Here is a 12,471-nt window from a genome sequence, read left to right as displayed (position 1 = left end):
CGTCCGGGGTCTCACTGGTCGCTCCGCGGTGCGTGCCCGTCGCCGCGCCGAGCGCCTCCCTCGCTCCGCGGTGCGCGTCCGGAGCGGCGCGGCATGACCTTGTACGCGGCCACCAGCACCAGCAGGGGCGCCGCGCTGACGGTGAGCATCGTCAGGCGCAGGCCGTTGGTGAAGTCGAGGGCGAGGTCCAGTCCGGACGCCTGCCGGAGCAGGTTCGGGTCGTACCCGGCCGTGCCGGGGCTGGTGGCCATGGCCCCCCGGACCGTGTCGACGGCCTCCCCCGCCTGGCTCAGCGAGATCCCGCGTGCCTCGGCGTCCGCGGTCCACCGGCGTTCGAAGAACAGCCCCAGCAACAGCAGGTAGACCGTGGGCCCCAGGGCGTAGCCGGTCATGCCGAAGGCCGGCTGGACGGCGGCGGTGGTGCCGGCCTTGCCGGGGGGCGTGTGGGAAAGGATCGACTCGGAGGCGGAGGCCGAGGTGATCAAGGTGCCGAGGTTGCAGCTCCAGGTGGCCAGGACGAGCAGCCACAGGGCCATCCGTGTCTCGGCCGTGGCCGCCGTCAGCAGACTGCTGGCGATCAGCACCGCCAGGCCGGTGAGCATGACCGGCCTGGGCGAGTGCGCCGCCATGACCCGCCCGGTGCAGATGCCGGCCGCCACGATCACCGCGGTGCCGGGCAGGTACAGCAGGCCGATCTCCTGTGTGGACAGCGCAAGCACGCTGGAGCCGAACTGCCCGAGGACGACGCTGAACCCGGCGGAGAGGAAGTTCAGGGTCAGGGCGGCCAGCACGGCGACCGCGAAGGGCCTGCTGCGGAACAGTTCCAGCGGCATGGCCGGTTCCGGTGTCCTGCGTTCGTGGCGGACGAACGCGGCCGCGGTGAGGGCGCTGACCGTCAGCGGGATCCAGGCCTGCGGGTGTCCCAGCCCGTTCTGTGCCGCGCCGATGCCGTGGACGAAGGCCAGCAGGGCGAGACCGAACAGGGTCACTCCGGCGACGTCGAGCCGGGAGACGCGGTGGCCGGGCGGCACCGCGACGTGACGTACGGTCAGCACCAGGGCCACCAGCGAGAGCAGGGCGGCCGGCAGGAAGACGCCCCGCCAGCCCAGCCAGTCCACCACCGCTCCCCCGACCAGCGGGGTCACTCCGTACAGGCCCATGTCGACGGCCATGAAGACGCCCAGGGCGAGGGGCCGGGAGCCCGAGGGCACGGAGACGGTGAGCAGGGCCAGGGACAGCCCCAGCATCGCGGCCATGGCCAGCCCGTCCAGCAGACGCATCGCCAGCAGGAACGGGTAGTTGTGCGAGAGCGTGGAGAGCAGGTTCACCAGGATCCCGGCGGCCAGGCCCGCGACCAGGAGCCGCTTGGGTCCGTGGGCGTCGCCGAGGTTTCCCACGGCCAGGACGGCGGAGGCCACCACGAGCGTCGCCGCCCCGCCCAGGAACCCGAGGACGTCGGGCGGTACGCCGAAGGTCCGGCCGATCAGGGGCAGGTTCAGGCTCAGCATGAGGGGGTCGACGGCGGTGACGGTGAACGACACCGCGGGCCCGAGCACGGCGAGCAGGAGCGCCCCGGTGAACTTCGGCGTGCCCCCGGCCTCGCGTACGGCGGCCGCGCCGCCCTCACCGGTTCTCATCGGCACTCCAGCCGCCCGCCGTGGCGTCCTGCGGTTCGCGCGCCGTCACGCCGCCGCCGCGACCCGGGAGCGCAGGTTCTGGAACTGACGGGACTGCATGACGAAGTGGGCGGGCTCGCCGAGCAGCAGCTCCAACGGCCGGGTGAGCGGCCGTGGGCGGCCGAGTCCGCGGGTACGGACCACCAGACGCGTTCCCCCGCCGGGGGCCGGTGCCAGGTGGAAGCCCCAGATGCCGTCTAGGCGGGCCCGGGGCGCCGGCTCCGAGCCCGGGTCGAAGGAGTGGCCGCGGGTCAGGTCGAGGTCCGAGCGCAGGACCAGGGTGCGGTGGGGCGCGAGGAGCGCCACGGAGAACCAGGTCCGCCCGCCGCGCGCCGTGTCGATGCTCTCGCCCTCCTCCAGCGTCTGCCACCGGGGGTCGATGCGGTCGGCGCTGGGTCTGCCGTAGTGGTCCAACCAGTCCCAGCTGTACCAGCCTCCGCGGTCGTATCCCATCTGCACCAGCCAGGCCCACACCGTCCCGGGCGGTGCCGGCAGGGTCGTCGCCATGGTCGACGTGGCGTCGGCGTCGGGGACGAGTTCGTCGCCCGGGTAGGCCCGCGTGATCTCCTCGAAGGTCGCGCCCCAGGTCAGCATCCTGGGCCGGATCCACCGTGCGTAGGCGGCCAGCGCCCCGCAGACCAGGACGACGGGGACGGCCCGGGAGACGCGGGAGGGCGGACGGGTCCGCGGTCGGGCGTACGCCCGGTGTCGGCGTGTGCGTCCGGTGGGCATCGTGTCCTCCCTGGGCGTCCTCCCGGGTCTGCGTCTGCTTCCGGACTACCAGGGGCGGCCGGAGGGGTACGAGGGCCGTTCGGCCCGCCGGGGGCGCCGGTCAGCCCCGGGAGTCCGGGTCGCGGTTCCCGTCCCGGCGGCGGGAGATGCGGGTGCGGGCGGAGCGCCGGCGCAGCCGGGTCTGAGCCCTCAGGGTGTCCCACTCCCGGCGGACCTCGTCCGCGGAGGGCCGGCGCCCCTGCCCGATCCGGACCAGTTCGTCCCGCACCTCGCGGCCCACCGCGGCCGAGGCCACGAGGACCAGCATGACGCCGAAGAGCGCCGAGATCATCGCGAAGACGGCGCCGACCGAGCCGTAGCGGGCCGCGTAGGAGTTGAACAGGTGCGGCAGGTAGAAGGTGGCACCCACCGAGTACAGCGCCGAGAGGACGGCCGCGATCACCCCGAAGGGGAGCAGTTCCCGCGCGGTGATCCGCTTCGCGGAGAGGATCCGGCCGGTCCAGACGAGGAACACGGCGGTCATCGGCGCCTCGTACAGGGAGGCGCCCAGGCCGAACCGCCCTCTGCCGAAGACGGCGTACAGCCAGCCGGTGGCCGTCACGTAGACGGCGAGGGTGAGAATCCACCACAGGCCGTTGCGCGTGTTGCGCACGCCGAGCGGTCTGAGTTCCCAGGTCTGTTCGAACAGCCGCTGGGCGGCCCGGGCGAAGCTGAGCGCGGAGATCACCAGGAACACCGCTCCGAAGAACCCGACCCCGGTGCTCTCCCCTTCGGCCGGGGTGAAGAGGAACCTGACGGTCTCCGCGCCCGACTGGGTGAGTCCGTAGCGCTTGATGATGCGGTCCGCGGTGTCCTCGCCGCCGAGTCCGTTCAGCAGGGCGCCGGTGAGGATCACGACCGAGACCAGCGCGGTCAGCGCGCCGGACGCCAGGGCCATCGCGCGGTCGAAGCCCACGACCTTCTGGAACCGGTTGATCACGCGCAGCGCGAAGGCGGGACGCAGCCAGAAGGTCAGCACTCCGATGAGGCGCTCGCGATCGATGCCCGCCGTCCTGTCCTCCGCGCACGTCGAAACCCGCCGGACCACGCGAGGCTAACGGATGGCCGGGCCGGTGGCCGGGGACGACACGACGAAGCGGAGCGGCTCCCTCAGCCGCCCGTCGTCGCGGCGGGTGGCGCGGAAGGTGCCGCCGTGGCAGTGGGCGGGGTCCGGCGAGCGACCCGCCCTTCGCTCTCTCGCCCTCCTCCCCGCCTGCACGGCCGTCCTCTGCGCGGTCGCCCTCGCCACGGCCGTATCGGCGGCGCCCGCCGCGGTGCGCACCCCGCTCGCCTGGGGCGCCGGGGTCGCGGCCGTGGTCCTGGTCGCGGCCGTGCTGGCGGCCGTGCACGCACGATGACGACCGGCATCGAAGCACCGACCGGCACCACGGAGGGCCGTATCGCCCTCGACCCGTTCGTCGGCGACCTGGACGGCGAGAGCGCACGGCTGCGCGCCGCCGGCCCGCTCGTGGCCGTCGAACTGCCCGGCGGCGTCCCGGTCCGGGCCGTCGCCCATCACGCCGAGGCCAAGGCCCTCCTCACCGACCCGCGCCTGGTGAAGGACATCGAGGTCTGGGGCGCCTGGCGGCGCGGCGAGATAGCCGCCGACTGGCCGCTGATCGGCCTCGCCGACCCGGGCCGCTCCATGCTCACGGTGGACGGGGCCGACCACCGCCGGCTGCGCGCCCTCGTCGCCCGGGCGCTCACCCCGCGGCGGGTGGAACGGATGCGGGGCCTTCACGTTTTCCTCACCTTTCCCCCGCCCTCCTCTCACCTTCGGATATGCTCCAGGCGCTTCATCCGTTTCACCGAGGGGGGACCTCAATGCGCATACGCTCTGCCCTGGCCGTCGCCGCCACCGCCGGTACGTTCGCCGTCGTGGCCGCCGGGCCGGCCCAGGCCACCGAGTACTCGTCGGCGCTCAAGATCAAGGGCGTCCAGTACGACGCACCCGGGCGGGACTCCAACAGCTGCTCGACCGGCAACACCAAGTCGGAGTACCTGACGATCAAGAACTACTCCGGCACCGCGACCGTCAACCTCAGGGGTTACGTCGTGAAGGACGCCGCCGGCAACAGGTTCACGTTCCCCGCGAACCACTACCTTCAGCCCGGCGACTACGTGAAGCTGCGCGGCGGTCACGGCACCGACTCCGACGCGAACAATGTCGTCTACCGCCAGAACTGCAACTTCATCTGGAACAACGACAAGGACTCCATCTACCTGTACAAGCCGTCCGGCGCCCACGCGGACACGCACGCGTACACCGCCTCGCGCGACGACCGGGACGGCAACGGGTACATCACCTACCACGGCTGACGTCCCCGCGCGGGGCGGCTTTCCCGGCGGACGGGCGTCCCGGGAAAGCCGCCCCGCCCGCAGTCCGGCGACCGCGGCCCGGCAGTCCGGCGACCGCGGCCCGGCAGTCCGGCGACCGTATTCATCAGCGGTGCTTCTGAATGCGATGCGAAGGAACGGTTGGACTTCAGGATCAACGAGGCGCAGGGTGGGCACGTCCCCCTGTGTTCGCTGATCCGGCGGGGACGCCCCTTCCCTGCACCACCTTCGGAGATCACCCGATGAACCACGTCGCGGACCCCGAGCGCTACAACGGCACCATGCGCTACCGCCGCACCGGACGCTCAGGACTCGACCTGCCCGTCCTGTCCCTGGGCTACTGGCACAACTTCGGGGACAACCGGCCGTTCGAGACACAGCGCGACATCGCGCTGCGCGCCTTCGACCTCGGGATCACCCACCACGACCTCGCCAACAACTACGGCCCGCCCTACGGTTCCGCGGAGATCAACTTCGGGCGGCTGATGAAGCAGGACCTCGCGCCCTACCGGGACGAGCTGGTGATCTCCACCAAGGCGGGCTGGGACATGTGGCCCGGCCCCTACGGCCAGGGCGGCGGCTCCCGCAAGTACGTGCTGGCCTCACTCGACCAGTCCCTGCGGCGCATGGGCCTGGACTACGTGGACATCTTCTACTCCCACCGCCTCGACGCGAGCACCCCGCTCGAGGAGACGATGGGCGCGCTGGACACCGCGGTCCGCCAGGGCAAGGCCCTGTACGTCGGCATCTCCTCGTACGACACCGAGCGGACCCGTCAGGCCGTCGCCATCCTGCGCGACCTCGGGACCCCGCTGCTCATCCACCAGCCGTCGTACAGCATGGTCAACCGCTGGATCGAGACGGAAGGCCTGCTGGACGCCGCCCAGGAGGAGGGTTTCGGGGTCATCGGGTTCACCGCCCTCGCCCAGGGGCTGCTGACCGGGCGCTACCTCGACGGGGTACCGCAGGACTCGCGGGCCGCGCAGGGCACCTCGTTCGACACCGGCTGGCTGTCCGACGACATGCTGCACCGGCTCCGCGCCCTCGACGACATCGCCGTCCGCCGCGGCCAGACCCTGGCCCAGATGGCGCTGGCCTGGGCCCTGCGCGACGAGCGCGTCACCTCGCTGGTCATCGGTGCCTCCCGGGTGGAGCAGCTGGAGCAGAACGTCGCGGCGCTCGGCAACCTCGAGTTCGACGCCGAGGAACTGGCCGAGATCGACAAGTACGCCACCGACGGCGGCGTCGACCTGTGGCGGGACGCCCGCACCGGCAACCTGGGCTGACCTCCGCCTTCCGAGCCACGCCCACCGGGAGCCGGCCCCGCGAGACGCACGCGCGCGGGGCCGGCTCCCGGTCAGTTCTGCGGCGAGTACCGGCCGAAAGCCGTTCCCGGCGCGGCCCGCGCCGCACGGACGGGTATGGCTCCCCCCACGACGCCCGCAGGGCAAGGGGGAGCCGACCCAGGTGGCTTGGAGGCGGTACGGAGCCGGTCGACGCGAGCCGCGCCGGGAACGGCGGCGGCGCACGGTGCGCCTGCTGCGCGCCCAGGGCCGCTACGGCCCCGAGTTCCGCGAGGTGCTGCCCGCGCTGAGCTGCCTCGTCCTGGCCGTGTGCCTGACGGTCGCGGGCGCGGCCTCCGCGTACCGCGCCGTGGGCGTCGGCGCTCCGCTGGCGGCCCTGGGCTGCCTCGCCCTGGTGGTCGTCATCGCCCTACGGCACCGGCGTCCGCTCGCCCGGCGGCGCCTCGGCTACTACACCGCCGAGGAGATAGCGGATCTCGACGCGTCCGGCCTCGCCCTGGCCGTGGCGCGCATGTTGCGCCGGGACGGCTGGCACGTCACGGCCCCGCCCGGGGAACGCGTCCGCCCCCGGGTGCGCGCCGCCCGGCGCGGCCGCGGGCAGCGGCTTGAGGTCGTCTTCCGTCCGGTGGCCGAGCCGCTGCCCGACGAGGACGCGCCCGCCGGCGGGACGGGCTCCGGGGCTCCGCTGCACCTGGTGGTGCACCGCGGCACCTTCAGCGCCCGGGACCTGCAGTGGGCCCGGCGGCAGGGCGGCACCCGTCTCATGGACGGCGCCCTCCTGCACCGATGGGCCCACGGCACGCCCCTGCACCACCTGATCGACCTGTCCTGACGGGACGTCAGCAAAAGCCGCACAGTGGTGTCTTTGACTTCCGCAGTGCCCGCGACGGTTCCACGGCCGCACGCCGCCGGTCACCAAGGCGCCGTCGGCGCCCCGTCCCGCGCTCAGCGTCTGCGGCCGCGGACCGACCAGCCGCTGCCGATGCCCGCGACGTGCAGGGCCAGCAGTGCGAGTCCGATGAGCATGATGTTGGTCGAGGTGAAGGTGTCGTTGGTCGAGATGTCGGCCGCGTTTATGAGGAAGGAGATGAAGAACAGGACCGCGGAGACGATGGCCAGCACGAGGGCTTCCTTTCGCAGATGGGGGTTCTCATGTGTCGTACTCTGCGGATGCCCCCGACCGGCCCTCGCATACAAGCGGTTGAGCCCGGACGGACCGGGGCCGGAGGACGCGGCAGGTCCGTCGGTCCGTTCAGTTCGTTTCAGTTCGTTCAGCCCCATCAGTCCCTTCAGTCCGTCAGTCCGGCGGCCACCACCGCGCCCAGTTCCCAGCACGCCTCGACGTCGGCCTTGCCCGGCTCGCCGGTCACCCGCACCGCCTCGGCCGCGAGGCGCCAGCCGAGGCCCGTGGTGATCGACTCGATGGCACGCACCGCTCCGGTGACGTCGTTGCCGCCGTGCACGTAGTAGCCGAAGGGCCGTCCCCGGGTCTCGTCCAGGCACGGGTAGTAGATCTGGTCGAAGAAATGCTTCAGGGCGCCGGAGATGTAGCCCAGGTTCGCCGGGGTGCCGAGCAGGTACGCGTCGGCGGCGAGGACATCGGCGGCCGTGGCGGACAGCGCCGCCTTCCGCACCACGCGGACGCCCTCGATCTCCGGGCTCGTGGCGCCGGAGACCACGGCCTCGAACATGGTCTGGCAGTTCGGCGAGGGCGTGTGATGCACGATCAGCAAGGTAGGCACGTCACGCACCTTGCCCCGGCGCCCCCTCCGGCCGCAAACCCCCGGCACCCCGGCACTCCCGGGGACGGCCGAGCGCCTGGAACTGGGCGCGGAGCTCATGTACCCCGGCGGGGACCTCGCCGAGCCGCTGCCGGCCGCCGCACCGGTCGCCGTCCGGCGGCCCGAACGCCGCACCGCACCGGCCGGGTCGCACGCCTGAACGGGCGGGAGTGCCGCAGTCGGCTCGGGTTCCGGACTGCGGCACTCCCGCTCCCCGGGACACGGAAGGAGGAGCACGTCCCGGTGCGGGTGCGGGTTCCCCGGCGGCCGGGCCTCAGGCTGCGCCGAACGGTTGATCTCCGAGGAACGGCCCGGAAGAAGCGTCTGAGCAGCCGGTATGCCGTATGCATATGGAAAGCCGACCCGGCCGGCATTGGACGCATGGATGCCTCGCACGCGACCATGGAACCGGCGGCGCCCGACCGCAACGACGCGGGCTGGGCCCACCGAGTACACGGGTTCCGCCCGGGTACCCGAGCCCGGCCACCCAGCGAGCCTCGGCCCGCCCTCGTGGGGGCGCCCTCCGCCGTGCTCCTTCTCTCCCTCAGTCACCTCGGGTCCGCCCCGGTCGGTGAACTCACCGGTCCGGTCGGCCGACCGGACCTCGCACGCCGTCGACCACGGGGTCGGCATTCGAAAGGACAGCGCTCGTATGACCTCAGCAGCCCGGGGACGACCGGGGCGCTCGCCGCGCGACGTCCCGCCGTCGAGGCTGCGCCGCGCCGTCGGCGTCCGGCTCGGCACGCTGCCCCTCGCGACGGCGGCGCGGGGTGCCGTCGTACTGGCCGTACCGCTCCTCGTCGGCATGCTGACCGGGGCCGTCGTCCCCTCCGTGGTCGCCGCGATCGGCGCCCTGTGGGGAGTGAGCCAGGACGGTGCCGATCCGTACCGGCTGCGGGTCCGGCGGCTCGGTCTCATGGGCCTGGCCGCCGCCCTCGGCCTGCTCGCCGGGGAGCTCGCGCTCCGCGACGGGCAGCAGACGGCGGTGACGGTCTGCCTGGTCGTCGCCGCGCTGGTGGCCGGTTCGGTCAGTCTGCGCGGTGCGGTGGCCTCCGTGGCCGGCATGCACCTCCTGCTCGGCGTGACGATCGGCGGCGGCATCCCGATGCCGGGTCCCTGGTGGCAGGCGCCCCTCGCGCTCCTCGCCGGGGTGGGCCTGGTCGTCGTGCTGTCCGCGGCCCCCTGGCTGTGGCGCCGGCACGACATCGAACGGGCCGCCGTGCTCGCCGTGTACCGGGCCTCCTCCGAAGCGCTGTCGGCGGCCGGCACCCCCGCCGCCGAAGCCGCGCGGCGCCGGCTGACCGCCGCGCTGGACCACGCCCAGCAGGCGATGCGCCGCCATGCGTCGCGCGGCGACCGGGCGGAGCCGGAGCCGCGGGAGCTGCTGCGGGCCTTCCACGCGGCCGTGCGGCTGGGCGAGGTGACGTCGGCGCTGGTGTGGGAGGCGCGTCCGCTGCCCCCGGCCACGACGCACGTACCGCTGGCCATGGCGGAGCGACTGCTGCCGGACACCCGCAAGACTCCCGCCACCGACTCCGGCGCCTCCTCCGTCCCGTCCGGCGCGGCCGAGGAGGCCGACCGGTCCGGCCACTCCGCCCCGCCCGCCCCGTCCGACCGGTCCGACCGGTCCGACCGGTCCGACCGGTCCGACCGGTCCGACCGGTCCGCGGAGGAGGGTGCCGTGCTCGACGTCCCCGCCGGGTCGCCGGGCCTGCGGGCGCTCACCGAGCTGAGCGCGAAGACCGACCGGGCGGGCATGCCCGAGGTGGCCCTGCATCCGCCGCTGCGCCCGTGGCAGGGACGGGGGGCCCATGTGCGGTACGCCGTCCTGCTGGCGGCCTGCGTGCTCGTCGCGCAGCTGTGCGCGCTGCTGCTGCACGGCCCGCGCGGGTACTGGCTCCCGATGACCGTGGCGTTCGTCTACAAGCCCGACTTCGGCCCGGTGTTCCGGCGGGCCCTGCACCGCTGCGCCGGCACCGTCGTGGGGGTGGCCGCCATCGGCGCGGTGACCCTACTGACCACGGACACCTACGCCCTCATCGGCGCGGTGGCCGCCTTCGGCGCCTTGATGGCCGTAGGCGTGCGCCACCACTACGCGCTGGCCACGCTGGGTCTGACCGCGATCGTGTTCGTCCTGGTCGATCGGCTCGGCGACCACCGGGCGCTGTACGGGGCGCGGATCCTCGACACGGCCCTGGCCGCGGCGATCGTGCTCGTCGCGCACTTCGCCCTGTGGCCCGACTCGGCGGCCGGACGCGCCTGCGCCCAGACGGAGGCCGCACTGTCCGCCGCGTACCGGTACCGCGATCTGGCCCCCACCGCCGCCCCCTCCCAGCGGCACGCGCTGCGCCGCGCCGCCTACCAGCAGCTCGCGCAGGCCCGGCGGGCCGCCACGCACGCCCACGACGAGCCGGGCCGCCCTGGGCGGCGGCTGCCGGACTGGGAGGCGGCCATCGGCACGGCCGAGCAGCTCTGCGACGCGGTGTCCGCACGGACGCTGGCCGCCGCCCCTGCAACCTCCGTGCACGCGGCTTCCCGACACCCGGCGCCCACCCCCCTGCCCTGACAGAATGACAAAGATGGATCTCCAGGTACTGCGCTCCTACCAGGCGGTGGCCGACGGCCGGACGGTGACCGAGGCCGCCGCGGAGGCCCGGGTCACCCAGCCGGCCCTGTCCCGGGCGCTGAACCGGCTGGAGGAGGAGGTGGGCGCGCAGCTCCTCCAGCGCGTCGGCCGCGTGCTGCGGCCGACGCCGGCCGGACGGGTCTTCAAGGAGTACGTCGACGCCGTCCTCGACAGCTACGACCGCGGCCGGCGGGCCGTCGCCGAGGTCGTCGACCCGGACGCGGGTGTGGTGTCACTGGCGTTCCTGCACACGCTCGGCACCTGGCTGGTGCCCAAGCTGGTGACCGGGTTCCGCGAGGCCTATCCGCAGATCCGGTTCGAGCTGCATCAGCACGAGGAGAACGGGCTGGTCCAGCATCTGCTCGACGCCACCGCGGACCTGGTCATCACCAGCGACGACCCGGGCCATCCGCTGATCACCTGGCGGCGGCTCCTGGTCGAGCCGCTGTGGCTCGCCGTCCCCACGCGGCACCCGCTGGCGCAGCGCCGCCGGGTGCGCCTGGCCGAGGTCGCCGGGGAGCCCTTCATCCTGCTCAAACCGGGCTACGGTCTGCGCGGCATCACCGAGACGCTGTGCCGCCAGGCCGGATTCGCCCCGCTCGTCGGCTTCGAGGGCGAAGAGGTCCACACCCTGCGCGGCCTGGTCGCGGCCGGTCTGGGCGTCTCCCTCATCCCCTCGTCGCCCGACACCGCGGCGGCGCCCGACTTCCCGATCCGCTATCTGGAGATCACCGACGTGCGCGGCGCCCGGGACATCGGCATCGCCTGGCTCTCCGGCCGGACCCTGCCACCGGCCGACCGCCGCTTCCTCGACCACGCCCTCGCCGCGACGGCCGCGACCGACGCGACCGCCGACACGGGCACGGACACGGGCACGGGCACGGGCACGGGCACGGGCACGGGCAACGAGACGACCTCGGGCACGGACGCGGACCGGATCACTCCGGGCACGGCTCCGTGAGGGGAACCCGGCTCCCGTCCACCGCGGCCCAGGGCTCCGGCCCCGTACCGTCGCTCCAGGCCTGGAGCGCCTGCCGGTCCACGCAGACGATCCCGCACTGCTCGGCGTACTCGACCGCCGGGGCCGTGAAGTCGCTGGTGGTCACGAGGGCCGCGACGTCGGCCTCGTGGACCGTGTAGCAGGTCCCGCCGAAGCGCTGGAGCTCCTCCGAGCCCACCCGGTTGGTGGCGCAGTAGCGCTTGCACTGAATGACGACACGCCGCCCGTCCGGGGCCACGGCGAGGACGTCGGCGCCGAGGTCTCCGGCTCCGCCGACGACCTCGACCAAGGAGCATCCGTCCCGCTCGCACAGCGCGGCGACCGCCTGCTCGAACTCGTACGGATCCAGCGCCTCGTAGTCGACGCCTCCGGCCTCCGAGCCCCCTCCTTCGCGCGCGGGCAGCTCCGTGGTCACGAGGGCGACGGTCTCCTGAAGGCCGGCCCCCGGGGCGCCTTGCGGGCCGGTGCCCGAAGGGACGGGCGGATCGGCGTACGGCGTGAGGTACGGGTCGGCGTGCGGGTCCGCGTCACCGGCGCGGGGAGCCGGAACGTACGCGTCCGCCGCGTGGGGTACCGGGCGGGCCGTCTCGGGCGCGGCGGGGGCCGCAGGCGTCTCCAGGGCGTCGAGCGCCGTCCTCGTCGCCTCGTCCAGCGCGACGGCCGCCCGGTACGCGGCCCGCTTCACCGCGTAGCCGCGCCGCCGGCGCCGCGCGGCAAGGACGGCGGCCGTGACGAGGAGCCCCAGGACGACGGCCCAGGCCGGGCGCCGCTCCACGGCGGCGGCCGCCGTGCGGGCGGTGAGACCGAGGATGGTCACCGCGGCGGCGAGGATGCCGAAGCACAGGGCGGTGGCGCGGAGATCGAAGGCGCGTCGGCGGTCGGTCCGTCTGATGCGGCGTGCGGATGTGGTCACGGCGGTGCTGCCCTCCTCGGCTGGTCATGAAGATCACTTCCGCCCGTCTGCCCCTGATCGCAC

The 12,471-nt window shown here is 73.8% G+C and carries 13 protein-coding genes and 1 pseudogene; 8 read left to right on the top strand and 6 right to left on the bottom strand.

All coding sequences use genetic code 11. The features are described from left to right. Nucleotides 1-11: 11 nt before the first annotated feature. The 3 genes from ACF1A5_RS07480 to ACF1A5_RS07470 all read right to left on the bottom strand — a co-directional run bounded on the left by ACF1A5_RS07480 (nt 12) and on the right by ACF1A5_RS07470 (nt 3,495). Entirely contained in the window at nt 12-1,637 is a 1,626-nt protein-coding gene (locus ACF1A5_RS07480; RefSeq protein WP_392191885.1) for an MFS transporter, read from the bottom strand. Between the two features lie 45 nt (nt 1,638-1,682). After that, nucleotides 1,683-2,408, bottom strand: a complete 726-nt coding sequence (locus ACF1A5_RS07475; protein ID WP_392191884.1) for a hypothetical protein — start codon at nt 2,406-2,408, stop codon at nt 1,683-1,685. A gap of 100 nt (nt 2,409-2,508) precedes the next feature. Beyond that, nucleotides 2,509-3,495 carry a hypothetical protein gene (locus tag ACF1A5_RS07470; RefSeq protein ID WP_392191883.1) on the bottom strand — a complete coding sequence of 329 codons (987 nt, stop codon included), beginning with the start codon at nt 3,493-3,495 and terminating at the stop codon, nt 2,509-2,511. Between the two features lie 25 nt (nt 3,496-3,520). Between ACF1A5_RS07470 and ACF1A5_RS07465 the strand changes: the two genes are divergently transcribed. The 5 genes and pseudogenes from ACF1A5_RS07465 (at nt 3,521) to ACF1A5_RS07445 (ending at nt 6,920) form a co-directional block, all read left to right on the top strand. Continuing rightward, the gene (locus ACF1A5_RS07465; protein WP_392191882.1) at nt 3,521-3,805 is read left to right on the top strand and encodes a hypothetical protein; all 285 of its coding nucleotides are present in this window, start codon (nt 3,521-3,523) and stop codon (nt 3,803-3,805) included. Beyond that, nucleotides 3,802-4,179 (top strand): annotated as a pseudogene (locus ACF1A5_RS07460) (cytochrome P450); the annotation flags it as partial. The gene ACF1A5_RS07465 and the pseudogene ACF1A5_RS07460, both read left to right, overlap by 4 nt. A 92-nt stretch (nt 4,180-4,271) precedes the next feature. Next, complete coding sequence (locus ACF1A5_RS07455; RefSeq protein ID WP_392191881.1) at nt 4,272-4,766, top strand: lamin tail domain-containing protein; 495 nt, start codon at nt 4,272-4,274, stop codon at nt 4,764-4,766. Between the two features lie 260 nt (nt 4,767-5,026). Beyond that, complete coding sequence (mgrA, locus tag ACF1A5_RS07450; protein WP_392191880.1) at nt 5,027-6,070, top strand: L-glyceraldehyde 3-phosphate reductase; 1,044 nt, start codon at nt 5,027-5,029, stop codon at nt 6,068-6,070. Nucleotides 6,071-6,251: 181 nt separating this feature from the next. Continuing rightward, nucleotides 6,252-6,920, top strand: a complete 669-nt coding sequence (locus tag ACF1A5_RS07445) for a hypothetical protein (RefSeq protein ID WP_392191879.1) — start codon at nt 6,252-6,254, stop codon at nt 6,918-6,920. 113 nt (nt 6,921-7,033) lie between these two features. Here ACF1A5_RS07445 and ACF1A5_RS07440 read toward each other — a convergent pair whose 3' ends face one another. Together ACF1A5_RS07440 and ACF1A5_RS07435 are read right to left on the bottom strand one after the other, a co-directional pair. After that, nucleotides 7,034-7,210, bottom strand: coding sequence for a hypothetical protein (locus tag ACF1A5_RS07440; RefSeq protein ID WP_356183168.1), 177 nt, complete (start codon nt 7,208-7,210; stop codon nt 7,034-7,036). Nucleotides 7,211-7,377: 167 nt separating this feature from the next. Continuing rightward, nucleotides 7,378-7,830 (bottom strand): flavodoxin family protein, encoded by a 453-nt coding sequence (locus tag ACF1A5_RS07435; RefSeq protein ID WP_392191878.1) that lies wholly within the window; start codon nt 7,828-7,830, stop codon nt 7,378-7,380. Nucleotides 7,831-7,840: 10 nt separating this feature from the next. Between ACF1A5_RS07435 and ACF1A5_RS07430 the strand changes: the two genes are divergently transcribed. The 3 genes from ACF1A5_RS07430 to ACF1A5_RS07420 all read left to right on the top strand — a co-directional run bounded on the left by ACF1A5_RS07430 (nt 7,841) and on the right by ACF1A5_RS07420 (nt 11,456). Continuing rightward, nucleotides 7,841-8,029: a hypothetical protein gene (locus tag ACF1A5_RS07430; RefSeq protein WP_392191877.1), complete on the top strand. Its 189-nt coding sequence runs from the start codon at nt 7,841-7,843 to the stop codon at nt 8,027-8,029. A 492-nt stretch (nt 8,030-8,521) separates the two neighbouring features. Continuing rightward, nucleotides 8,522-10,435 (top strand): FUSC family protein, encoded by a 1,914-nt coding sequence (locus ACF1A5_RS07425; protein WP_392191876.1) that lies wholly within the window; start codon nt 8,522-8,524, stop codon nt 10,433-10,435. 13 nt (nt 10,436-10,448) lie between these two features. Continuing rightward, on the top strand, nt 10,449-11,456 hold the full coding sequence (locus tag ACF1A5_RS07420; protein WP_392191875.1) for a LysR family transcriptional regulator: 1,008 nt from the start codon (nt 10,449-10,451) through the stop codon (nt 11,454-11,456). Here ACF1A5_RS07420 and ACF1A5_RS07415 read toward each other — a convergent pair. Next, a complete protein-coding gene (locus ACF1A5_RS07415) occupies nt 11,434-12,408 on the bottom strand; it encodes a restriction endonuclease (protein ID WP_392191874.1) in 975 nt (324 codons plus the stop codon). The genes ACF1A5_RS07420 and ACF1A5_RS07415 overlap by 23 nt on opposite strands. Nucleotides 12,409-12,471 lie beyond the last annotated feature (63 nt).

This window comes from Streptomyces sp. NPDC014864, assembly GCF_043081525.1.
In the GTDB taxonomy this organism is placed as follows: Bacteria; Actinomycetota; Actinomycetes; order Streptomycetales; family Streptomycetaceae; genus Streptomyces.
Note: the sequence above shows the minus strand (reverse complement) of the source record. Positions and strands in the feature narration are given on the sequence as shown.